This window comes from Embleya sp. NPDC025285, from assembly GCF_055558835.1.
In genome coordinates this window covers 51153-72606 of sequence record NZ_JBVHLU010000048.1, presented here as the reverse complement: position 1 = coordinate 72606, position 21454 = coordinate 51153, and the positions used below count along the sequence as shown (strand labels likewise).

The following is a 21454-nucleotide window of genomic DNA, read 5'->3' as shown; positions in this document are numbered from 1 at the left end:
CGCCCGCCACCGGCCGCGGGGCCGCCGTCGGCGCCCGGCGCCGGACATGCCTCGGGCCCCGGCGGGTGGCGCCGCCGGGGCCCGTGATCGACTCGCCTCCCCCCGAGGGTGTCGATCAGACCCGCTGCCACAGAGCCGGCACGTTGGGCGGCTCCCAGCCCGGTTGTGCCGTGTGGCCCTGCAGACAACGGTAGTTCTGGCCGCCATAGGTCGCCGTACTGCCGGCCGCGTAGTTGGTGCCCACGCGCCAGGTGCCGCCCGGCGGGTTGGTGGGCGGCTCGCTCGTCGGCGGTTGCGTGGTCGGCGGCACGCCGTTCACGTTCAGCACGAAGTCGAAGGACGCCTCCCTGCCGTTGCCGACCGTACGCACCGTCATCAACAGTCGGGGGTCGAAGATGGTGTCGGTGTTGTTGCGCGGCTCACCCGGGAAGTACGTCTGCGTGGTGAGGATGCCGCGGTTGGGCGCCTGGACCTTCATGTGCAGGTGCCGGGTGCGGCCGGGGTACAGGCCCGGCACGATCGTGGTCAGCGAGTACGCCCCCTGGGCGTTGGTGAACTGGTGGCCACGGAAGGTGAATCCGACGTTGTCGTAGTTGCCGTTGGTGTCCGCCTGCCAGAAGTCGAGCAGGACGTTCGCCAGTGGCTGACACTGCCGGCCGAACACGTATCCGGAGACGGTGAGCGGCACACCCGGGGTGTTGGGGGTGGTGAGCACCGAGCGCAGCGGTGAGTTGGGCTTGAAGTACGGGCCCTCGGTCTGCGCGATCGTCGGCTCGTCCCCGTCGTGGCAGAAGGGGGTGGGTTCCAGTGTGCCGGACTCGCGCTGCGACCTGGCCAGCGCGGGCACACCGCCGATGAGCAACGGGAGTGGGGCGGCCACCAGGGCCGCCTTGAGCAGATTCTTGCGGGTGATGCCGCGCCTGACGGGCTCGTCCTGATCGGTGTTGTCGGTGTCCACGGCGACCTCTCCTCGGCGAGGGGGACGGGCGGGCAGGGTCGAGGCATCGATCCGGCCCACTCGCGATTGGTCTGAACCTATGCGCGCCGCTCGGGTGCGTCGATGGACAAAGCACGGCCCTCGTGGTGCTTCGCGTTGATGTCCCGGCGATACTCCCCGGGGGTGCTTCCGGTCTCCCTGCGGAAGAATCGGCAGAAGTACGCGGGGTCCGCGAATCCCACCCGATCGGCGACCTGGCGCACCGTCAGATCACTGCCCGCGAGCAGCCGTTTGGCCTCGACCACCTGGGTCTGGCGGATGATCTGGCCGGGGGTGCGCCCGGTCGTGCTCTTCACCGCGTGGTTGAGGTGGCCCACCGATACACCCAGTTGGGCGGCGTACGCGCCGACCGTGCGATCCAGGGGATCCAGGTCCACCGGCCCGTCCAGCAGCCGGGTGAAGCGCTGGGCGATGACGGCGGTGGGGCCCGGATCGGGATCGGGGTCCACGTCCGCGCCGTTTCGGGCCGCGAGTCGTGCCGCGCGCAGGATCAGCACGTGCAGGTACGCCTGCAGGATCGGGATGAACCCCTCGCCCTGCTCGGCGTATTCGCGCCGCATCTCGGCCACCACCCCGGCCAGCCCCGGCGCCGCCTCGGGCGTGGGACGCAGCTTCGGGTGTCCGGCCAGGTCGCGTACCGTGTCCCGGTCCTCGGGGTGGGCGAGCAGGAAGTCGTCGTTGAACAGGACGACCCAGCCGCTGAGTTCCTGCATTCGGTGCCAGAAATGCACCTGACCGGGCGCGACGAAGAACAGGTGTGGCGGGTTGACCGTGCGCGGTACCAGGTCGATCACGTGGGTGCCGCGGCCGCCGGTCACGAAGGCGATCTCGTAGAAGGTGTGTCGATGGGGGAAGTCGGCGCGCGACATCGGCCCGATGGTGTCGAACGAGCCGATCGCGAACGGCAGGATGCTCGGCGCGGGGACGTCCAGTCGGTGCAGGGGGACCGCCGGACGAAGCTGGGTCGGCGAACTCATCGGCTCACCCCGACGCGTTCATCCGGCCGGTCCGGCTGGTCCGGTCGTTCGCCGGGCCTGGGCCGCCGGCTGGGCCCGTCCGGCCCTTCCGGCCTGTCGTAGCTGCGCGAATACCATGCCATGTCGGCCCCCTGTGGTTCCGGTCGATGCGGCCGGCGCTCGTTCGCGGCCAGGCTAGAGCGATCGATACCCGCCGTGGGCGACTTCGCACCGTCCGTCACGAACTGGCAAACACGGCCGCCCTGGTGGCCGCCGTGCGGGCGGCCGTGGCACGAGGGACGCCATCGCGCCGTTCGCCTACGGTGTCCGGGACGAACGGGCCCGGGCGCATCGCGCGGCCGAGGACACCCAGCGCAACGACGAGGCGGCGGCCGTGTTCGGGGCGGAGGGCGCCTTCGACCCGGCCGACACCCGTGCGGTGCCGGCCCGGTTCGAGGCGCCGGTCCTCCTGCTCGCCGGCGAGGTCGACGTCTCCGGTCCGCCGCGCGTGATGGGGGAGTTCGCCGCGTTGTTCCCGTACGCCGAACTCGTGGTCCAGGCCGGGGCCGGCCACTTCCCCTGGCTCGACGGCGCCGACCGTTTCGCCCGGACCACGGCGACGTTCCCGGGGTGGCGATGTGCCGCGCCCAGGAGCGTCGCGCGCCGGGGCACCGAGCCGTCCGCACCGGGGGTGTGGGCGCGAGCGCCTTCGGTCAGCCCGCGATGGTGAGCTGCATCAGGGCCTTCGCGGTGTGCATACGGTTCTCGGATTGCTCGAAGACGCGGCTTCGGGGCCCTTCGAAGACCTCGTCGTCCACCTCGAGGATGTCCGGCTGGGCGCGGGCGGTTTCGGTGTCGAGGTCGTGGAAGGCTGGGAGGCAGTGCAGGTAGATGGTGTCCGCGCGGCCGGTGCCGGCCATCAGGTCGGGGGTTACCTTCAAGTCCCGGAGCAGGTCGATGCGTTCGCGGGTGTGCGCCTCCTCGCCCATGGACACCCACACGTCGCCGTAGACGGCCGCCGAGTCGGCCAGGGCTCGGCGGGGCGACGCGGTGACGGTGATCGCGGCGTGCGGGGACTCGGCCTCGGCGAGCAGTTCGGCGATGGATCCGGGGTTCGGGTGCAGCGGTTCGGGGGCCAGGACGCGCAGGTCCAGACCGAGTTTGGCGGCGGCGATGGCCAGCGTGTACGCCACGTTGTTGCGGCCGTCGCCGACGTAGGTGACGGGCAGGCCCTCCAGGCGACCGAAGTTCTCGCGCAGGGTGAGCAGGTCGGCGAGGACCTGGGTGGGATGGTACGAGTCGCACAGGCCGTTCCACACCGGCACGCCCGCGTGGCGCGCGAACTCGGCGATGGTCGCGTGTTCGAAGCCGCGGAACATCACACCGTCGAAGACCCGACCGAACACTCGGGCGATGTCGCGGACGGACTCCTTGACGCCGAACCGGATGTCCTCGCGGCTGAACAGCTCCGGATGCGCGCCGGACTGCGTCGCGGCGACCACGAACGAGACCCGGGTGCGGCACGAGGGCTTGAGGAAGATCAGCGCGATGTTGCGACCGGCCAGGACCGGGACGCGTTCGCCGTGCGCGGCCCGCTCCTTGGTGTCCGCCGCCCGGTCCAGCAACTCGGTGATCTCGTCCGCTTCGACGTCGCGCAGGGAGAGCAGATTGCGGCTTTTGAGAGTGGAATACCCCATGGGACGACCTCGATTCGACGACTCGATGTTGCATGAATATTCCTTACTCGGCATCATCATGCACTATGGCGCGTCGGTGCGGCATCTGTTTCCACCCGGAAACCGGTGGAGGCCGGGCGGGTCCGGCTGGTAGCTTCCCGATCGTGTCCAGCCCCGAGTCGGACAGACGACGGCCGCCGGTGAAGCGGTGGCCGACCTCCTGTCGAACGTGTCGATGAACTGAGCCGCCCGGCCGCAGCAGCGAGCCGAGGGCGTGCTCGGACCCGTCCGCGGGCATGACCGCCACCCGAGTCGCCGGAGCAGCGAAGTGTGGGCTCCCGCGCCGCCGTTGCGACACCCGTGCAAGCAAGCCGGTGTCGTACGCACGCGCGGACGTGGCCCACCCCTGCCCAATCGGATCCGGATCGGATCCCTCGGACGTCCATGGGGTTTCGTCATGCCATTCGCTGTCTACGTGCTCGGGCTCGCGGTCTTCGCCCAGGGCACCTCGGAGTTCATGTTGTCCGGCCTGCTCTCGGGCATCGCCACCGACCTGCACGTGTCCATTCCCACTGCCGGGCTGCTGACCTCGGCGTTCGCGATCGGGATGGTGGTCGGCGCGCCCGCGATGGCGCTGCTGAGCCGCACCTGGCCCCGTCGGCGCGCGCTGTTGTCGTTCCTGGGCGTGTTCATCGCCGTGCACGTGGTCGGGGCGCTCGCCCCGAACCACCCGGTCCTGCTGGCCACCCGGGTGATCGGCGCGCTCGCCAACGCCGGGTTCTGGGCGGTCGCCCTGGTGACCGCGATCGACCTGGCCGGGCCCGAACGCCGAGCCCGAGCCACGTCCGTGGTGGTCGGTGGGGTCACCCTCGCGTGTGTGGCGGGCGTGCCCGCCGGCGCGTTGCTGGGCGCGTGGTGGGGGTGGCGCTCGGCATTCTGGGCGGTGGCCCTGGTGTCGCTGCCGGCCGTGTTCGCGATCGCGCGCACGGTGCCGAACCGGCCGGTCCAGGTGGATGCCACGGTCGGCGCGCGCCGCGAACTGCGAGCCCTGGCCACGCCGCCGCTGCTGATCACGCTGCTGCTGAGCGCGCTCGTGCAGGGCGCGACATTCGGTACGTTCTCCTACCTCGAAGCGCTGGTCACCGACGTCGCCGGGCTCGGCGACGGCTGGGTGCCGCTCGCGCTCGCGCTGTTCGGGGCGGGCTCGTTCATCGGCGTCACCGTCGCGGGCCGCGTCGTCGACGCGCGGCCGAACACGCTGATCACGGCCGGGATGGCGGCGCTCGCGGTGGGATGGGCCCTCCTCGCGGCGACGGCCGCTCATCCGGTCGCGGTGATCGTGCTCGTCCCGGTGCAGGGGATGCTCGCGTTCGGTACCGGAACGGCGCTGATTTCCAGGGTGCTTCGGCTCGCCCCGGCGACCTCGGCATTGGCCGGAGCGGGCGCCACCGCCGCCTTCAACGTGGGCGGCGCTCTCGGACCCTGGCTCGGCGGCCTGGCCATCGACGCCGGGTTCGGCTACCGCGCGCCGGTGTGGGTGAGCGCGATCATGATGGGTGCGGCCCTTGCGGTGGCGGGGCTGACGTATCGGGCGACCCGGGCGAGCGCGGCGACCGAGGCGTCCGACGCGATTCAGGTGCCCGAGATGTCCCAGGCGCCCCAGGCGCCCGAGGCGGGGCAAGCGCCTGAGCCCCGCGGACGCGTCCGGTAGTTCCCACGGTTTTCACTCCACGACGCCGGTCGGGCGGGTCCACCCACCCACCCACCCACCCACCCGACCGGCATCGCAGCCGTCGGTCCGGAGTCGTCAGCCCATCCCGACCCGCGCCAGCACCCGCATCGCCCCCGGCGACACCCGACTCAGCAACCGGCCCGCCTTCGCCTCCGGCGTCACCGCCACCACCGCCCGCCGCCGGCGGATCGCCCGCACGATCTGGTCGGCGACCTTCTCCGGCGGGTAGTTCCGCCGCGCGTACAGCCTGGAGAACCGTTCCCGCCGCGCGTCCTGTTCGGTGTCGTCCACGCCGGAGAAGGTGGTGCTGCGGGTGATCCCGGTGTTCACGATGCCGGGGCAGATCGTGCTCACCCGCACGCCCGAACCGGCGAGTTCGGCCCGCAGGCAGTCGGACAACATCGCCACCGCGGCCTTGCTCGTCGCGTAGGCCGCCAGCATCTTGGCCGGCGTATACGCCGCCGCCGACGCGAGGTTGACGATGTGCCCGCCTTCGCCGCGCTCGGCCAGCAGGGTGCCGAACGCCCGGCAGCCGTGGATCACGCCCCACAGGTTGACGTCGAGCACACGCTTCCACTCGGCGTTCGTCGTGGCCAGGAACGTGCCCGAGTGACCCACACCGGCGTTGTTGACCACGATGTCCGGGACGCCGTGCGCGTGCACGACCTCGGCGGCGAACGTGTCCATCGCCGCGCCGTCGGCCACATCCACCCGATACGCGTGCGCCGCCCGCCCGTACAGCCGGGCCAGTTCGGCCGCGCGCTCGGCGGCGGGCAGATCCAGATCGCACACCACCACATCCGCGCCCTGTTCGGCGAACGCGACCGCGGTGGCCCGCCCGATCCCACCACCCGCGCCGGTGACCAGCGCGAGCCGTCCCGAGAACGGGTCCCTGCCGGGCGGGCGTTCGCGCTGCCGGGCCAGGTCCAACACCGGTGTCGCGGTGCCGTGCTCGATGTGTTCGACGAACTCGCGGGTCATTCGGGCCACGGTCGGTCCCTTCTCCAGGAGGGCGGACCAATGGCCCGCGGCGACGGTCCGCCGCCACAGCCGGGGCACCCAGCGTTCCAGGCCCTCGGACAGCGCCGCCCCGACGTAGCGGTCGTCGGTGAGCGTGATCAGTTGTACCGGCACGGTTGTCTCCCGGCGACCCGGCAACACCATGCGCGGCAGCATGTTGGCGCGGTACAGCGCGATCCCGCGCACCGCGTCCTCGACCAGCGTGGCCTGCGGGTGCCCGGCGCGCGGCCGGATCCCCTCCGCCCCGGCCAGCACCCGATCCCAGCGGGCGGCCAGTCCCCGCCGCCAGGTCGCGGGCGCGAGCACCGGCAGGTGGAACGCGGTGATGTACCACGAGCGCACGGACTGCGCCGCGAGTTGTCGCAGATGCCGGGGGGTGGGCCGGGCGAACCGGGCGCGGGCCCAGTGCCCGACGTGGTCCAGACACGGCCCGGAGATCGAGGTGTACGAGGCGATCCGGCGCGGGCCGGCCCGATCGGTGACCGCCTCCCAGGCCTGGATCGAGCCCCAGTCGTGGGCCAGCACGTGTGCCGGCCGATCCGGGGCGACCGTCGCCAACACCGCGAAGAGGTCGGCCGCCAGTTGTTCGAGCCGGTAGCCGTAGCGACTCCCGGGCGCGCCGGAGGCACCCGCGCCGCGCACGTCGTAGCGGACCACCCGGTGATCGCGCTCCAGGTCGGCGACGACGTCGTCCCAGACCCGATGGGTGTCCGGATAGCCGTGCACCAGCAGCACCAACGGCCGGTCCTCCGGGCCCTGTTCGTACACCGCAAGGGGAACACCGGCGGAGACCACCGTGCGGGTGCGCGGGGCCTCGACCGCGCCGACCACGCGCTTCGCGTCGGACGCGGGCGGCGCCGTCATCGCCCACCCGCCGCACGCACCCGGTGCACGTGCGGCACGTCCTCGTCCAGCCAGTACGCGTCGTCGTCGGTGACCACCAGCAACTCCTCGAATTTGACGCCCACCGCACGCAACGCGATGTGCGGCTCCACCGCCCACAGTCCCGGCGTCGGCGCGTGCCGGGACGCCCGGCCGTCCGCCCACAGCGGCGAACGCCCGTGCAGGCGCTCGCCGATCAGTTCCCGGCCCAGGGTGCGCAGCGTGCGCACGCCGAAGCCCAGGGCGTTCACCCCGACCGGCCGGCGCAGGGTCACCCGGGTGACCCGATGGCCGATCACCCGGCCGGGATAGACCCGATGCCGGTTGTCGTAGCCGTGTTCGAGGATCAGCGCGTCCACCGCGCGGTACACGTCGTCGAGCGCCTTGCCCGCCCTGACCTCGCGCAGGATCAGGTCGCGGTACGCGCCGAGGTCGAGGACCAGGCGATCCCACACCGCGTTCTCGCCGACTTTGCCGGCGTAGCCGATGTCGGCGGTGTACCCGTCCACGATCGGCGCGCAGTCCAGCACGTACGGCATGCCCTCGGTGAGCACCCGGTCGGTGGCGAAGAACTGGAGCGGGGTGTGGAAGTTCCGGAAGGCGGTGCGGTCGCCGAACCACGCGAACGGGATGTGGAAGAAGTCCCGGACTCCCTCCGCCACCAGTTCGCGGCGCAGCCGAGCGGCGGCCCGACGCTCCGTCACGCCCGGCTCGATCCAGGCCGCGACGCGCTCGGCGCAGCGGTAGGCCAGCCGCTGCACGTCGCGGAAACGATCCAGGTCGACCTCGTCGAACGCGAACGCCGGGATCCCTCGGGGCGGTCGCGCCGCCGGAACCTGTAGCCGTGTGCTCATGTCCTCCGCCTTCGGGGGGGGTGGGATGGCGGCCGCGGGCGTTCGCCCGCGCGGTCGCTCACAGGTCCAGAACCAGCCGCTCGCCTTCCGCGGCGCGCGACACGCACACCAACATCGCGCCGGCCGCCCGCTCGTCGTCGGTCAGGCGCAGATCGCGGTGGTCGACCTCGCCGGCCAGTACGCGCACCCGGCACACACCGCAAAACCCCTGCCGGCACGAGTAGGCGGTCTGCGGCAGGGCCTCGCGCAGCACGTCCAGGGCGGGCCGGTCGGCGGGCACGGCCAGATCGATCCCTGCGCGCCGCAGGCGCAGTTCGAAGGGTCGCCCGTCGACCACCGGGGCGGGCGCGAAGCGCTCGAAGTGCAGGCCGCCGCCCGGGCCGGCGTCGACGGCGGCGCGGACGCCGGCCAGCATGGGCGCCGGCCCGCAGCAGTACACCGCGGCCCCGGCGGGTGCTCGACCCACCAGTTCGGCGCAGTCGGGCGGGCCCGCCTCGTCGTCCGCACGCACCTCGAACCGCCCGCTCGAAGCGCACAGTTCGCTCAGCTCGGCGCCGAATGGCAGCGAGGCGCGGGTGCGGCCGAGGTGGATCAGCCGCCAGTCCAGGCCGGCCCGCGCGGCCTGACGCACCATCGGCAGGATCGGGGTGATGCCGATGCCGCCGGCCAGGAACAGCACGGCGGGCTCGGCGGCGAAGGGGAACGCGTTGCGTGGACCGACCGTGCGCAGCGTCGCGCCCACCGGCAACGCGTCGTGCATCTCCACCGATCCGCCGCCGCCCTCGGGCAGTCGGCGGATCGCGATCCGGTAGGTGTAGCGGTCCAGGGGGTCGCCGCACAGCGAGTAGTGGCGGCGGCGTCCGGAGGGCAGTTCCAGGAGCAGGTGGGCGCCGGGCTGCCAGTCGGGCAGCCGGCCGCCGGCCGGCGCGGTCAGCCGCAGCGAGATCACCTCCCGCGCCTCGACGACCCGCTCGCGGACCACGAGTTCGAGCATTCCCGCCCGTCGGGTCGGGGGATGGGGCGCGCCGGATCGGGCCCGCCGCCGGCCCCGGTGCGCGACCGCGTCGGTGTGCAGCCGGCCGAGCACGGTCAGCGCGCGCATCATCCGGTCGGCGCGCTCGCGCCCGTACAGGTCCGGCGGCGCGGTGCTCGGCCCGCCGGATATCGAAGTCGGCGGCGTGGACGGGCTCATGGGCATCCTCGGCATCCTCGCTGTCCGGGACGGACGGCCGGGCGGGTGCGCGCTCACCGGGCGGCGGCGCGGGCGGCGGGCGAGCGGGCCAGGTACGCGACGGCTTGGTCGGTCGAGCCCTCCTGGGTGGGGTGGTAGCGCGGCTTGACGTAGCGCGCGGCGGACCGCGCGGCCCCGGTAAGTCCCGGCAACAGCCCCCGACGCGACGCCTGTACGTACGCACGCCAGGTCGGTTTTGCGCGACCCTCCAATTCGGGATCGGTGAGCATCAGGAACCGCACACCGCGCACCCACAGCCAGGTCAGCACCGGTCCGGTGACCGCCATCGTGCGCATCCGGCGCAGGTAGCTCGGGTCCAGGTGGACCAGCAAGTCGTAGGCGACGCTGCGGTGTTCGACCTCCTCGGCACCGTGCCAGCGGAGCAGGTCGAGCATCATCGGATCCACCTCGGCCCGGTCCAGGCCGGGCGCGTTGAGCACCCAGTCGCCCAGGAACGCGGTGAAGTGCTCGATCGCGGCGATGATCGCCACGCGTTCGATCAGGTTCTCCCGGCCGGCCGCGCCGGTCGGGTCGTCCCGACGGCCGAGCACCCGGTGGAAGAGCCACTCGACCTGGCGCACGAACGGCGCCGGGTCCAGGCCCTTGGCGAGCAACAGGTCCAGTACGCCCTGGTGTGCCTCGGCGTGCACGGACTCCTGGCCGATGAAGCCGATCACATCCTCGCGCAGCCGCTCGTCGGTGATCAGCGGCAGCGCCTCCCGGAAGGTGCGCACGAACCAGCGCTCGCCCTCGGGAAGCAGCAGGTGCAGCACGTTCATCGTGTGCGTGGCCAGGGGCTCCTGCGGCACCCAGTGCATCGGAAGGCGCGACCAGTCGAAGTGCACGTCGCGCGGGTTGAGCGCCAGGTCGCGGTGTTCGTCGGTGCGAACGGCCGGCCTCTGCACCAGAGTTCGGGTCGAGCGCCGGGCGATCCGCGGGACCGCCGCGGCGGGTGGAACCGAGGACATGGCGATGCTCCTTCGTCGGAAGGATTCTTGTTACCTCACAGTAGGGAGTGTTGAATAAAAGTCAATACCTTGCTCGGACGGCACGAGTCCCGCCCCGGCGAGGCCCCGTCGAGGTGCGCCGAAGGGGCCTGGGCGCGATGTCGGTGGCGAGCCTGCCCGCGGGTACGAAGCCGGTCGGCGCGTATGTCGGTGATGAGGACGAGCGGCGGCACGATCGATGGACGGGCGTGCGACCGAGGGCTGTTCGGGAAGGAGTTCCCCGACTCTCGCGAGGTCGTCGCCGGTACTCTTGCCGTGGACGTGCGACATGGAGCGGAACCGCCCCCGCCGCGTCGCCGCCGACCCGTGCACGCACCTTGCCGCGATCGAGACCAGGGGCCGTTTTGAATCAGAGTCAACGCCCCCGACCGCAGGGTCGCCGGACCCCGCCCGACTCCGAACGCTCGCAGGCGCGCCGAGCCGAACTGGTGGCCATCGGTCGGCAGTTGTTCGCCAACACCTCCTACGACGCGCTGTCCGTGGACGAGATCGCGGCCCGCGCCAACGTGGCCAAGGGCCTGCTCTACTACTACTTCCGGAACAAGCGCGGCTACTACCTCGCGGTGATCGAGGACTCGGTCGCCGACCTGGTCGCCCGCGCCCGCAGCGACGCCGACCAGCCCGCCGCCGATCGGCTGCGCAACGTCCTGGACGGCTATCTGCGCTTCGCCCAGGGCAACGAGGCCGCCTACCGCACCGTGGTCAGCGGCGGGGTCGGCTTCGACACCGACGTGCTCACCATCCGCGAACGTGTCCGCGAGGAGATGCTCACCTCGCTCGCCGAGGGCGCCTACGGTCGGTCCGACCTGTCGCCGATCGCCCGCACCGCGCTGATCGGCTGGTTGTACTGCGTCGAGGGGGTCACCCTGGACTGGCTCGCCCGCCGGGAACCGGAGCGCGAGGTGGTACACCATCTGCTGGTGATGCTGCTCCTGGACACGTTCGTCACCATCGCCCGACTGGACCCGGCGTGGCAGCCCCCGGCGGCGGCCCTGGCCCTCCGGCGCTCGAGCGGGCACCCGGAGTAGCCGACGCCGGGCACCCGTCGGGTCATCCCAGCGACGGACCCGTTCACCCTGGGGGCGCATGAATCGGCGCTCCCGGGTTCGCCCCCACGGCGATCGGCACGGGCCGGGCCGCCGGCTAGCGTTGAGGGCAGATCGGGCACCCGCCCGGCGGCCCTCCACGTGGAGGTGCCCAGCACCGGAGCCACGGAGACGGCAGCGATGATCAAAGCCGACGCACTCACCAAGCGCTACGGGCCCAAGACCGCCGTCGAGGGACTGACCTTCACCGTCCGCCCCGGCGTGGTCACCGGCTTCCTGGGCCCCAACGGCGCCGGCAAGTCCACCACGATGCGGATGATCCTGGGCCTGGACCACCCCACCTCCGGCACGGTCACCGTCAACGGTCGCCGCTACGCCGACCATCGCGCCCCGCTGCACGAGGTCGGTGCGCTGCTGGAGGCCAAGGCGGTGCACACCGGGCGCTCGGCGTACAACCACCTGCTGTCGATGGCCGCCACCACCGGCATCCCCACCCGTCGGGTGCGTGAGGTGATCGAGATGGTCGGGCTGGACGAGGTGGCCCGCAAGCGGGTCGGCGGCTTTTCGCTGGGCATGGGTCAGCGCCTGGGCATCGCCACCGCGCTGCTGGGCGATCCGGCCACGCTGGTGCTGGACGAGCCGGTCAACGGGCTCGACCCCGAGGGCGTGTTGTGGATCCGCACGCTGCTCAAGTCGCTGGCCGCCGAGGGCCGCACGGTCTTCCTGTCCTCGCACCTGATGAGCGAGATGGCGCTCACCGCCGAGCACCTGATCGTGGTCGGCCGGGGCCGGCTGATCGCCGACGTCTCGGTCGCCGAGTTCATCCACAACGCCGCGCCCGACCAGGTCCGGGTCCGTACGCCCGACGCCGACCGGCTGCGCGCGCTGCTGTTCGGCCCGCGGGTGCGGATCAGCGGCCACGAGCGGGACGTCCTGGAGGTGTCCGGGGTGTCCAGCGACGACATCGGCCGGGTCGCCGCGGCGCACGGCATCACCCTGTTCGAACTGGTCCCGCAACAGGCTTCACTGGAGGAGGCGTTCATGGAATCGACCCGGGACGCGGTCGAGTATCGGGTGGCCGCGGGCGGACCCGGCCCGACGCGGACGACCGGCACGGGTCGCCGTCGCAAGGACGAGGTGGCCTGATGTCGACCACCACGACCATCGCCGGCGACACCACCGGCGTCCCCCGATTCGTCTCCACGGCAGCCGGCCGCGGCCGGATCACCTTCGTGCGGGTGCTCCACGCCGAGTGGATCAAGCTGCGCAGCCTGCGCTCGACCCTGTGGGTCCTGGCCACCGCCGTCTTCCTGGTGATCGCGCTGGGCCTGCTGGTCACCTCGGGCACGGTCGACCGCTGGCCGAACATGAGCACCGGCGAGCGGGAGCGATTCTCCGCACCCAACGCGAGCCTGACCGGGTTGTATCTGGCCCAGCTGGCGATCGGCGTACTCGGTGTCCTGGTGGTCACCGGCGAGTACGCCACCGGATCGATCCGGGCCACCATGTCGGCGGTGCCGCACCGGCTTCCGGTGTTGTGGGCCAAGACCGCGGTGTTCGCGACGGTCACCTTCGTGCTGATGCTCGCCACCTGCCTGGTCGCGTTCGTGACCGGACAGGCGGTGCTGGCGAAGGAGCACATCGACGTCTCGCTCGGCGACCCGGGCGTGCCGCGCGTGGTGGTGGGCGTCGCGGTCTACCTCGCCCTCACCGGCGTCCTGGCGATCGGGATCGGCGCGATCGTGCGCAACGCCGCCGGCGGCATCGCGATCGTGTTCGGACTGCTGCTGGTCCTGCCCGAGGTGGTCCGCGCGCTGCCCTCCGACTGGCAGGAGCGCATCACCAAGTACCTGCCCAGCGAGGCCGGTCAGGCGCTCAGCCGGTGGCACCCGACGGAGGGCGTGCTGTCCCCGGGAGCGGGCATCACGGTGTTCGTGCTCTACGCGGTGGCCGCGCTCGCGGTGGCGGCGGTGCTGCTCGGGCGGCGCGACACGTGAACACGATTCCCGCACGGTTCGGCGGCGAGCACGCGCTCGCCGCCGTACCGGCACGGGTGGTGGCCTTCACCCGCCGGCATCCGATCCGGGCCGACGCCACGCTCTCGCTCGCCCTGCTGTTCCTCTTCGAGGCCGGGAACGTGCTGCGGCTGTCCCCGTGGGGGGCGATGGGGGTGGTGCTGACCCTGCCGCTCGCGCTGCGCCGCCGGGCCCCGGTCGCGGTGTTCGTGGTGATCTCGGCCGCGGCGCTGGGGCAGTGGTCGATCGACGCGAAGACGGGCGCGGACGCGAGCCTGCTGATCGCGCTGTACACCGTGGCCGCGACCTGCGACCGGCGGCGCACCCTGTACGCGCTCGCCGTGGTCGAGATCGGCATCGTGCTCGCCGTCGCCCGTTGGACCGTGGACGGGTACCGGTTCGGCGCGTTCGTCGGGCTCAGCGCGATGGCCGTCACGGCGGCGGTACTCGGCGCCAACCTGCGCACCCGGCGGCGCTACCTGCTGGCCCTGGAGGAGCGCGCGCAACGCCTGGAACGCGACCAGGAACAGCAGGCCGAACTCGCGGTGGCGGCCGAACGCGCGCGGATCGCCCGCGAGATGCACGACATCGTCACGCACAACCTGTCGGTGATGGTGGCGCTCGCGGACGCCGCCACGATGACCGTGCACAGCAGACCGGACCGCTCGGCCGCCGCGATGGAGCAGGTCTCCGGCACGGGTCGGCAGGCGCTCACCGAGATGCGCCGCTTCCTGGGCGTGCTGCACGAGGACGAACCCGACGCCGCCCGGCACCCGCAGCCGGACCTGGCCCGGCTGGGCGCGTTGGCCGAACAGGTGCGCGCGGCCGGACTGCCGACCACGCTCACCGTGCAGGGCGACACCCGGAACGTGCCCGCGGGCGCGCAACTGGCGGTGTACCGGCTCGCCCAGGAGGCGCTGACCAACACCCTCAAGCACGCCCGGCCCGGCGCGAACGCGCGGATCCGGGTCCGGAGTTCGCCCGAGCGGCTGGAGCTGAGCGTGGTCGACGACGGCCGCCCACGCGCGCGCGACGTCGGCGATGGGGAGGAACCGCGCGGCGGGCGGGGACTGGCGGGCATGCGGGAACGAGCCGCCGTCTACGGTGGCGACGTGGAGGCCGGGCCGTTGCCCGGGGGCGGCTGGCGAGTGTCGGCGCTGTTGCACCTGACCGATCCGGGAGGATCCTGACGTGGCCATCGACGTACTGGTGGTGGACGACCAACCGCTGCTGCGGATGGCGTTCACGATGGTCCTGGACGCCCAGGACGACATGACCCTGGCAGGCGAGGCCGACTGCGGCGAGGACGCGGTCCGGCTGGCCGAGTCGGTGCGCCCGGACGTGGTGTTGATGGACGTGCGCATGCCCGGCATGGACGGCATCGAGGCGACCCGGCTGATCACCGAGCGTTGCCCGGCGACCAGGGTGCTCATCCTGACCACGTTCGACCTGGACGAGTACGCCTTCGCCGGACTTCGCGCGGGCGCCTCCGGGTTCCTGCTCAAGAACGCGCTGCCCGCCGAACTGCTGGGCGCGATCCGTTCGGTGGCGGCGGGCGACGCGGTGGTCGCGCCCCGCGTCACCCGCCGCCTGTTGGAGACGTTCGCGCACCGGCTGCCGCAGCACGATCTCGGGCCCGGCGCCGAGGATCCCCGGCTGGCGCAGTTGACCGAGCGCGAACGCGGGGTGCTGATCGAGGTCGCCCGCGGCCTGTCCAACGCGGAGATCGCCGCCCGGCTGCATCTGTCGGACGCCACGATCAAGACCCATGTGAGCCGGGTGCTGGCCAAACTCGGCGTCCGCGACCGCGTGCAGGCCGTGGTGGTGGCGTACGAGAGCCGCCTGGTGCAACCGCTGTGAGATCCGGCGCCGCGTGGGTCGGGTACGTCCCGCGCGGCGCCGGGGATGCACTGGCGCGGCGTGCCGCCGGTGGCCGGGGTGCGGCCGGCCCGCATCACCGCGGCCGACCCGACGCACGCCACGCCGGCGGCGGCCACCGCGCAGAGCCCGATCGTCCAGCCGTCGTCGGTGTACACCTGCGGGATGACGAAGGTCTGCGCCGGCGCGCCGGGCCGGGCGACGGTGGAGACCTGGTAGGTGTGCGCCGACAGAATCGCGGTCAGGATCGCGGTGCCCACCGCGCTGCCGAACGACTGGGTCAGCGCCAACATGTGCGCGCCGATGCCCTGCTGCGCCTGCGGTACCGCCTATGGCGAAATGCCCTCGTCCCTCGTGAACGGTCAGACCCGTGTAATCGACGCGAGGTCGCGCACCTCGTCGGCGACGGTCGTCCACAGGGCGGCGGGCAGGTCGTGGCCGACGCCCGGAAAGGTCACCAGGCGGGCGCCCGGCACCGTGCGCGCGGTGACCCTGGCCGCGTGCACGCGCAGCAGCGGATCCTGTTCGCCGTGCAGGACCAGCGTCGGCCGGCGCAGCTCGCGCAGCTTCGGGCCGTGCCACCGGGCGCCGATCTGCCGGCTCTGCGCCTTCTTGTCGCGCGGGCCGCTGTCCACGTCGGCCTCGACCCACGCGCGGGCCGCGTCCTCGTCGAACGGGTAGTCGGGCGAGGCGATGCCGCGCCACACGGTGAGCGCGGCCTCGATGTCGCCCTCGCGTCCCGGCGGGAACTTCGCCCGGGCGAGCCGGGCGAGCAGCCCCGGTCGCAGGTAGCGCAGGACACGCAGGCCGGACACGTCGCTGGGCAGCGCGGCCGAGGAGGTGACGCCGAGCACCCGATCCGGGTGCCGCAGGGCGATTCGCTGCGCGATCACCCCGCCCAGCGAGTGGCCGAACACGTGCGCGCGCTGCCAGCCGAGGGCGTCCAGTACGGCGATCGCGTCGTCGACCATGTCTTCGGACGTGTAGGCCTCGCCGCGTTTGCCGAACAGCGCCCGGAACGGATTGCCGGTGGCGGTCTCCGGCAGCCGGGTGGATTCGCCGGCGTCGCGCTGGTCGTAGCGGGCGACGGCGAAGCCGGCTGCGGCGAACGCCTCGCACAGCCCGGCCGGCCACCAGAACCGGGCCGTGGCCAGGCCCATGATCAGCAACAACGGTTCGCCCTGCGCGCCTTCGAGCCGGTCGTAGGCCACCTCCACCGCGCCGTTGCGGGCGTGACGAGTCGGCGTCCACTGCAGGTCGGGCATGGCGATTCCCTTCGGTGCTTACTGCGATCAATGTTCGCAGTTTTCGATCACTAAGCTACTGCATACGTCGTTCGCAGAACAGGGGAGTCCGTGACCGAGCAGTCCGCGCAGAGCATCTGGCTACGTCCCGAGCGCGCCGCCCGCGGTCCGGCGCCGGAGTACGACCGGGACCGGATCGCCGCGGCCGGCGTCGCCCTGGCCGATGCGCAAGGGCTCGCGGCGGTCACGATGCGCGCGGTGGCGGTCGCCCTGGGCGCGGGCCCGGCATCCCTCTACCGGTACGTGGCCACGCGCGACGAACTCCTGGAGTTGATGACCGACCGGGTCAACGGCGAGATCTCCTACGCCGGACTCGACGGTGGGCACTGGCTCGACGACCTGCTCGCGCTGGCCCGGGAGAGCCGGCGCGTGCACCTCGCCCACCCGTGGCTGTCGGAGGCCGGCGCGTCGCGGACGTCGATGGGACCGCACGCGGTCGACTACCTGGACCACGCGATGGCCGCACTCGCCGATCTCCCGGTCGGCCCTCGGGTCAAGCTGGAGGCCGTCGGCATCCTCAACGCCGTCGTCGCCGCGCTGACCCGCGCCGAGATCGAACAACGCCTGGCCGGGAAGACCATGGCGCAGTGGCAGCGGGCCCAGGCCGAATACCTCGCCCACGTGGTCGAGGCGGGCCGCCATCCGCACCTGTCCGCCGTGCTGACCGGGACGCCTCCCGGCGCGGACGAGGAGCCGGCCGAACCGCTCTTCGACCGGTTGGTCACCCGGGTCCTGATCGGCCTCCTGCACCCCGAGGACACCGGCCGGGCCGGAACGTCGACGCGTGCGAGCGGGCGCGGATAGCATCGCAGCGCTGTGCCGCCGCATCCGCGCGCGCCACTCCCGGGTCGGGAGGACGCCGAGCCACGGAGAACGCCCATGCCCGAGATCTTCGCCGAGCTGTCCACGCCGCTGGTGGCCGACGCGTGCGTGCGTCACGGCGTACCGCTGCGCGTGGCGCCACCGGGCATCGGCGCGGTCGTGCCCGGACACCGCGTCGCCGGGCGGGTGTTGCCGGTTCGGCACTACGGCAGCGTGGACGTGTTCCTGGAGGCGTTCGGCGGAGCCGAGCCGGGCGACGTGCTGGTGATCGACAACGGCGGCCGGTCGGACGAGGCGTGCGTCGGCGACCTCGCGGTCCTGGAAGCCGAGGCGGCGGGGGTGGCGGCCCTGGTGGTGTGGGGGTTGCATCGCGATACGCCGGAACTGGTGGAGATCGCCCTGCCGGTGTTCAGCTACGGCGCCTTGCCGCCCGGACCGGTGCGGTTGGACGAGCGTGAACCCGAGGCGCTGAGCACGGCCCGGTTCGGGACGCACCTGGTGAGCACCGACGACCTGGTGTTCGGCGACGAGGACGGCGTGCTGTTCGTCGCCGCCGATCGGGCCGACGAGGTGCTCGCGACGGCCCATCGGATCCGCGACACCGAGCGCGAACAGGCCCGCCGGATCCGGGCCGGCGAGACGCTGCGCCGACAGACGACCTTCGACGAGTATCTGGCCCGCCGCGCGGTCGACCCGTCGTACACGTTCCGGCAACACCTGCGCCGCACCGGCGGGGCGATCGAGGAGTAGGCCGTCGGGCGTGCGGCGGGGCGCCCGGGGTCGAGTGGCGCGGCGCTCGCCCACCGGCGGGATCCGGTCGCCTCGACCGCGGCCGCGCACGACCCTCGCGCCGAGTTCACGGCGCGCGGTGCGGCTCCGGCGGGTCGGCCGCCCTGGCGAGCGCCAGGACCAGCGCGTCGTCGGTGAGCCGCAGGAGGCCGACATGCCGCATCAGGTCGTCCCCCAGCCGTTCCACCGCCACCACCGGATCGGCGTCCACCAGACGGCCCTCGCCGAACAACGCTCGGATGCGCTCGACCAGCGGATACGGCCCGCCCGTCGCGTCGCGCGCGTCCGCGAACCCGTCGGTCATCAAGAGCAGCAGATCGCCCTCGTGAAACGGCACCACCCACACGGGGGGCGGCTCCGGCTCCAGTTCGCCCAGGCCCAACGGCAGACCGGGATCCGGAGGTTCGAGCACATGCACACTGCCGTCCGCGTGGATCGCCACCGGTTCCTCGTGGCCGCGGTGGGCGAAGGCCACCCGGTCGGGACGGACCTCGGCCAGGAGCGCGGTGACGAACCTGTCCGCGGGCGCGTTCCTGGTCACGCTGACGTCGATGCGGCGGGCCACCGTGCTCAGTTCGGGTTCGTCGTAGGCGGCTTCGCGAAACGCGCCGATCGTGATCGCGGCCGTCCGAACCGCGCCCAGGCCCTTGCCGAGCACGTCGCCGATGATCAGCCGCACCCCGAACGGCGTGTCCAGCGCGATGTAGAGGTCGCCGCCGAGTTCGGCCTCCTCGGCCACCGCGAAATAGCGCACCGCCAGGCGCAGACCGCCCAGGTTGTCGCTCGGCGGCAGCAGGATCGCGCGCTGCGCGGCGACGGCCACCTCGGAGACGGCGACCAGGGACCGCTCGCGGCGGATCCGGGCGGCGGACAGGTACATGGCCAGCGCGGTCGCCATGACGTACATCCACGTACTGACCTCGAAGAGATCGTTGTACTCCGGGCCGAGATACCCGTCGTTGGCGGCCAACCAGTAGCGCAACGGCAGCGAGACGCCGCCGATGACCAGGATCGCCACCGGCGGCGCGGTGGCGGCGGCGAGAGTCGGCGCGAGGAGCAGGAACGGATAGAAGACCGTCGAGGTTCCGGTGGCCAGGTCCACCACCGTGACCACGACGAGAATTCCCACGGGCAGCGCGACCTGCCGGAGCAGCGACCGGGTCGCCGACCCGGCCACCCGCGGCGGTGCCAGGCTGTTCATCGTTGTGTCCATGATCGCCGGCAGGGCGGCGCCGTGTCGTCGCGCAGCGCCCGCCGAACAGGTGAAGCCGCCCGAACGGACGCGACGGACGACGCGTACCCGAACGGGCCCGGCGTCCGGCCCGCGAGTGCCGGACCCGGCGCCGCGACCGGAACGGCGCCCCCGCTCCCGGGCGCGGCGTCGGGACACCCGCGAACGACTACCCGGCCTGCGGTTCGCTCCGGATGATGGCGAAGGGTGCGCCGAACGGGTCGGCCAGCCACGCGAGGCGGCCCACCTGCGGGACGTCGGCGGCGGGCATGAGCACCGTTCCGCCGTGCTGCCGCGCCTTGGCGACGATGTCGTCGGCGTCCGCGACCTCGAAGTAGGCGATCCAGTGCGGGTCCTGGCCGTTCGAGTCCGGAACGACGCCGCCGAAGGAGGCGTCCTGCTGCTCGCCCTCGGCCGTGGACAGCACGGTGTACGTCATCGCGGGCATCTCGAAGTCCTGCGCACGCCAGCCGAACAGCCCGCCGTAGAAGGAGGTTGCCACGTCGAGTTCGACGCCGTGCAGTTCGACCCAGGACAGCGAGTTCGGCTTGCCCACCAGCTCCGAGCCCTGGAACGTGCCGGATTGCCAGATGGCGAACTCGGCGCCGGCCGGGTCGGTGAGCGGCGACATCCGGCCCATCTCCATGACGTCGAACGGCTCCACCCGGACCGTGCCGCCGGCCTGCTTCGCGGCCCGGGCGGTGGCGTCGGCGTCGGGCGTCTTGAAGTAGACGGTCCAGGCGGACGAAGCGCCCTCCTCGGTGAGCGGGCCGATGCCGCCGATGGTCTTGCCGTCCTGCATGAACAGGCCGTAGCCGCCGGCGTCGGGTCCGGCGGACTGGAAGTCCCAGCCGAAGACGGCGGTGTAGAAGGCGGCCGCCGCGGTGGTGTCGGGGCTGCCGAGGTCGAGCCAGTTCGGCGCGCCGGTCACGTAGTCGGTGCTGAGCATGTCGCTCCTTCATCGGACTTCATGGGACCATCTGACCCGTTTCGGTCCGGATTGACACGTATTGTTCGGACGCGTCAAGTCTGGCTTCGGAAGCCGGTGCGAGGCTCGCGAACGCGCGGGTCCGGGAACGACGGATTCGCCGTGCTGCGCCGAAGGAGTGAGCGAGCCGACGCTCGTCATCCCACGGACACGCCGGCGAAGATCTCCCGGAGCACGCGGTCGTTGCCGGCCGGATCGCCGTCCGCCTCGGGTTCGGGCGCCGGCGCGTGCTCGGTGATGCCGAGTCCGGCGAGCGGGAACGCGTCGGTCAGCGCACAGAGCGCCGCGCGCAGCCGCGCGGGGGACAGGCCCTCGGGCTCGGGGAAGGACAGCGCGGTGAACTGCTCGGGATCCAGGACGTCGAGATCGATGTGGATGTAGACGTGCGTGGCCCCGGTCTCGGCCACGGCGGCGACCAGCGCGCTCGGCTCGTCGAGGCGGTCGACGGACACCCGTCGAATCCGCGCGGAGTCGATGAACCGCTGCTCGGCGGGGTCGATGGACCGTACACCGGCGAGCACGAGCCGTTCGGCGGAGAGCCATTGTCCGGGCGGAGGGAGCAGGGCGGCGGGCCCCTGGCCGAGCACGGTGCGCAGCACCATGCCGTGGAAGCCGCCGGAGGGCGAGGAGTCGGGGGTGTTCAGGTCCGGATGGGCGTCGAACCACACCACCGCCAGGCGATCGCCGTGCCGGCCCACGGCGTGGGCGATCGGGGCGAGTTCGACACCGCAGTCGCCGCCCACGGTGAACAGGGCCGCCTCGCCCCACCCTTCCAGCGCCTGCCTGCTCGCGGCCAACGTGCGGGTCAGCACGTCGAGTTGCCGTACGCCGTCCCGATCGGGCGCCGGATCCGCGTCGACGCTCACGAAGGTGCGTCGTACGGCGGGCAGCAGCGCGCTCAACCAGTGGGCTCCCGCGACGAGGCGGCGCGCGTCGACGGCGCTCGAACCCTGCCATTGCGGGACCACCAGCATGTGTTCGAGCGGTAGTGCCGAATAGGTATGCTCCATACGGCATATATTTACA

Annotated in this window: 21 protein-coding genes; 10 read left to right on the top strand and 11 right to left on the bottom strand. The window is 72.5% G+C overall.

From position 1 onward, the window contains the following. Positions 1-115: 115 nt before the first annotated feature. Positions 116-958, bottom strand: a complete 843-nt coding sequence (locus ACZ4FV_RS28715; protein ID WP_395858788.1) for a dioxygenase family protein — start codon at positions 956-958, stop codon at positions 116-118. 77 nt (positions 959-1035) lie between these two features. Continuing rightward, positions 1036-1974: a helix-turn-helix transcriptional regulator gene (locus ACZ4FV_RS28710; RefSeq protein WP_395858787.1), complete on the bottom strand. Its 939-nt coding sequence runs from the start codon at positions 1972-1974 to the stop codon at positions 1036-1038. Between the two features lie 373 nt (positions 1975-2347). Between ACZ4FV_RS28710 and ACZ4FV_RS28705 the strand changes: the two genes are divergently transcribed. Further along, positions 2348-2683 carry an alpha/beta fold hydrolase gene (locus ACZ4FV_RS28705; RefSeq protein WP_395858786.1) on the top strand — a complete coding sequence of 112 codons (336 nt, stop codon included), beginning with the start codon at positions 2348-2350 and terminating at the stop codon, positions 2681-2683. Here the strand turns inward: ACZ4FV_RS28705 and argF are convergent. Further along, complete coding sequence (gene argF / locus ACZ4FV_RS28700) at positions 2667-3650, bottom strand: ornithine carbamoyltransferase (RefSeq protein ID WP_395858785.1); 984 nt, start codon at positions 3648-3650, stop codon at positions 2667-2669. The genes ACZ4FV_RS28705 and argF overlap by 17 nt on opposite strands. A 436-nt stretch (positions 3651-4086) precedes the next feature. Between argF and ACZ4FV_RS28695 the strand changes: the two genes are divergently transcribed. After that, a complete protein-coding gene (locus ACZ4FV_RS28695) occupies positions 4087-5340 on the top strand; it encodes a Cmx/CmrA family chloramphenicol efflux MFS transporter (RefSeq protein ID WP_402231153.1) in 1254 nt (417 codons plus the stop codon). A gap of 96 nt (positions 5341-5436) precedes the next feature. Here ACZ4FV_RS28695 and ACZ4FV_RS28690 read toward each other — a convergent pair whose 3' ends face one another. From ACZ4FV_RS28690 to ACZ4FV_RS28675, 4 genes are read right to left on the bottom strand one after another with little or no spacing between them, the layout of a single operon-like run. Then, complete coding sequence (locus ACZ4FV_RS28690) at positions 5437-7245, bottom strand: SDR family oxidoreductase (protein ID WP_465323600.1); 1809 nt, start codon at positions 7243-7245, stop codon at positions 5437-5439. Beyond that, complete coding sequence (locus tag ACZ4FV_RS28685; protein ID WP_402231149.1) at positions 7242-8117, bottom strand: M24 family metallopeptidase; 876 nt, start codon at positions 8115-8117, stop codon at positions 7242-7244. The genes ACZ4FV_RS28690 and ACZ4FV_RS28685 overlap by 4 nt, the downstream gene beginning before the upstream one ends. 58 nt (positions 8118-8175) lie before the next feature. Next, positions 8176-9309 (bottom strand): PDR/VanB family oxidoreductase, encoded by a 1134-nt coding sequence (locus ACZ4FV_RS28680; protein ID WP_465323599.1) that lies wholly within the window; start codon positions 9307-9309, stop codon positions 8176-8178. 53 nt (positions 9310-9362) lie between these two features. Next, positions 9363-10316 carry a metal-dependent hydrolase gene (locus tag ACZ4FV_RS28675; RefSeq protein WP_465323598.1) on the bottom strand — a complete coding sequence of 318 codons (954 nt, stop codon included), beginning with the start codon at positions 10314-10316 and terminating at the stop codon, positions 9363-9365. 383 nt (positions 10317-10699) lie between these two features. Here ACZ4FV_RS28675 and ACZ4FV_RS28670 point away from each other — a divergent pair, with 383 nt between their 5' ends. The 6 genes from ACZ4FV_RS28670 (at position 10700) to ACZ4FV_RS28645 (ending at position 15513) form a co-directional block, all read left to right on the top strand. Continuing rightward, entirely contained in the window at positions 10700-11383 is a 684-nt protein-coding gene (locus ACZ4FV_RS28670; RefSeq protein WP_402231144.1) for a TetR/AcrR family transcriptional regulator, read from the top strand. Positions 11384-11581: 198 nt separating this feature from the next. Then, positions 11582-12547: an ABC transporter ATP-binding protein gene (locus tag ACZ4FV_RS28665; RefSeq protein WP_331770861.1), complete on the top strand. Its 966-nt coding sequence runs from the start codon at positions 11582-11584 to the stop codon at positions 12545-12547. Next, positions 12547-13398, top strand: a complete 852-nt coding sequence (locus ACZ4FV_RS28660) for an ABC transporter permease (RefSeq protein WP_395858778.1) — start codon at positions 12547-12549, stop codon at positions 13396-13398. The genes ACZ4FV_RS28665 and ACZ4FV_RS28660 overlap by 1 nt, the downstream gene beginning before the upstream one ends. Then, complete coding sequence (locus ACZ4FV_RS28655; protein WP_395858776.1) at positions 13395-14606, top strand: sensor histidine kinase; 1212 nt, start codon at positions 13395-13397, stop codon at positions 14604-14606. Before ACZ4FV_RS28660 ends, ACZ4FV_RS28655 begins: the two co-directional genes overlap by 4 nt. A 1-nt stretch (position 14607) precedes the next feature. After that, a complete protein-coding gene (locus ACZ4FV_RS28650) occupies positions 14608-15276 on the top strand; it encodes a response regulator (protein ID WP_395858775.1) in 669 nt (222 codons plus the stop codon). A 45-nt stretch (positions 15277-15321) separates the two neighbouring features. Continuing rightward, positions 15322-15513 carry a hypothetical protein gene (locus ACZ4FV_RS28645; protein ID WP_395858774.1) on the top strand — a complete coding sequence of 64 codons (192 nt, stop codon included), beginning with the start codon at positions 15322-15324 and terminating at the stop codon, positions 15511-15513. 143 nt (positions 15514-15656) lie between these two features. On the opposite strand, the gene ACZ4FV_RS28640 is transcribed toward ACZ4FV_RS28645, so the two are convergent. Next, complete coding sequence (locus tag ACZ4FV_RS28640) at positions 15657-16550, bottom strand: alpha/beta fold hydrolase (RefSeq protein ID WP_395859308.1); 894 nt, start codon at positions 16548-16550, stop codon at positions 15657-15659. Between the two features lie 99 nt (positions 16551-16649). On the opposite strand from ACZ4FV_RS28640, the gene ACZ4FV_RS28635 reads away from it, so the two are divergent. Both ACZ4FV_RS28635 and ACZ4FV_RS28630 read left to right on the top strand, forming a co-directional pair. Further along, positions 16650-17402 carry a TetR/AcrR family transcriptional regulator gene (locus ACZ4FV_RS28635; RefSeq protein WP_395858773.1) on the top strand — a complete coding sequence of 251 codons (753 nt, stop codon included), beginning with the start codon at positions 16650-16652 and terminating at the stop codon, positions 17400-17402. Positions 17403-17477: 75 nt separating this feature from the next. Further along, positions 17478-18170 carry an RraA family protein gene (locus ACZ4FV_RS28630; protein WP_395858772.1) on the top strand — a complete coding sequence of 231 codons (693 nt, stop codon included), beginning with the start codon at positions 17478-17480 and terminating at the stop codon, positions 18168-18170. Between the two features lie 106 nt (positions 18171-18276). On the opposite strand, the gene ACZ4FV_RS28625 is transcribed toward ACZ4FV_RS28630, so the two are convergent. From ACZ4FV_RS28625 to ACZ4FV_RS28615, 3 genes are all read right to left on the bottom strand, one after another. Beyond that, complete coding sequence (locus ACZ4FV_RS28625) at positions 18277-19410, bottom strand: PP2C family protein-serine/threonine phosphatase (RefSeq protein ID WP_402231139.1); 1134 nt, start codon at positions 19408-19410, stop codon at positions 18277-18279. A gap of 199 nt (positions 19411-19609) precedes the next feature. After that, positions 19610-20389 (bottom strand): VOC family protein, encoded by a 780-nt coding sequence (locus tag ACZ4FV_RS28620; protein WP_395858770.1) that lies wholly within the window; start codon positions 20387-20389, stop codon positions 19610-19612. A gap of 176 nt (positions 20390-20565) precedes the next feature. Further along, a complete protein-coding gene (locus ACZ4FV_RS28615) occupies positions 20566-21438 on the bottom strand; it encodes an arginase family protein (RefSeq protein WP_465323597.1) in 873 nt (290 codons plus the stop codon). Positions 21439-21454: the final 16 nt, after the last annotated feature.

Coding starts and splice junctions, on each gene's coding strand:
- ACZ4FV_RS28710 (WP_395858787.1), bottom strand. CDS start 1,974: ATGAGTTCGCCGACCCAGCTTCGTCCGGCGGTCCCCCTGCACCGACTG.
- argF (WP_395858785.1), bottom strand. CDS start 3,650: ATGGGGTATTCCACTCTCAAAAGCCGCAATCTGCTCTCCCTGCGCGAC.
- ACZ4FV_RS28695 (WP_402231153.1), top strand. CDS start 4,087: ATGCCATTCGCTGTCTACGTGCTCGGGCTCGCGGTCTTCGCCCAGGGC.
- ACZ4FV_RS28690 (WP_465323600.1), bottom strand. CDS start 7,245: ATGACGGCGCCGCCCGCGTCCGACGCGAAGCGCGTGGTCGGCGCGGTC.
- ACZ4FV_RS28685 (WP_402231149.1), bottom strand. CDS start 8,117: ATGAGCACACGGCTACAGGTTCCGGCGGCGCGACCGCCCCGAGGGATC.
- ACZ4FV_RS28680 (WP_465323599.1), bottom strand. CDS start 9,309: ATGAGCCCGTCCACGCCGCCGACTTCGATATCCGGCGGGCCGAGCACC.
- ACZ4FV_RS28675 (WP_465323598.1), bottom strand. CDS start 10,316: ATGTCCTCGGTTCCACCCGCCGCGGCGGTCCCGCGGATCGCCCGGCGC.
- ACZ4FV_RS28665 (WP_331770861.1), top strand. CDS start 11,582: ATGATCAAAGCCGACGCACTCACCAAGCGCTACGGGCCCAAGACCGCC.
- ACZ4FV_RS28660 (WP_395858778.1), top strand. CDS start 12,547: ATGTCGACCACCACGACCATCGCCGGCGACACCACCGGCGTCCCCCGA.
- ACZ4FV_RS28645 (WP_395858774.1), top strand. CDS start 15,322: ATGCACTGGCGCGGCGTGCCGCCGGTGGCCGGGGTGCGGCCGGCCCGC.
- ACZ4FV_RS28630 (WP_395858772.1), top strand. CDS start 17,478: ATGCCCGAGATCTTCGCCGAGCTGTCCACGCCGCTGGTGGCCGACGCG.
- ACZ4FV_RS28625 (WP_402231139.1), bottom strand. CDS start 19,410: ATGAACAGCCTGGCACCGCCGCGGGTGGCCGGGTCGGCGACCCGGTCG.
- ACZ4FV_RS28620 (WP_395858770.1), bottom strand. CDS start 20,389: ATGCTCAGCACCGACTACGTGACCGGCGCGCCGAACTGGCTCGACCTC.
- ACZ4FV_RS28615 (WP_465323597.1), bottom strand. CDS start 21,438: ATGGAGCATACCTATTCGGCACTACCGCTCGAACACATGCTGGTGGTC.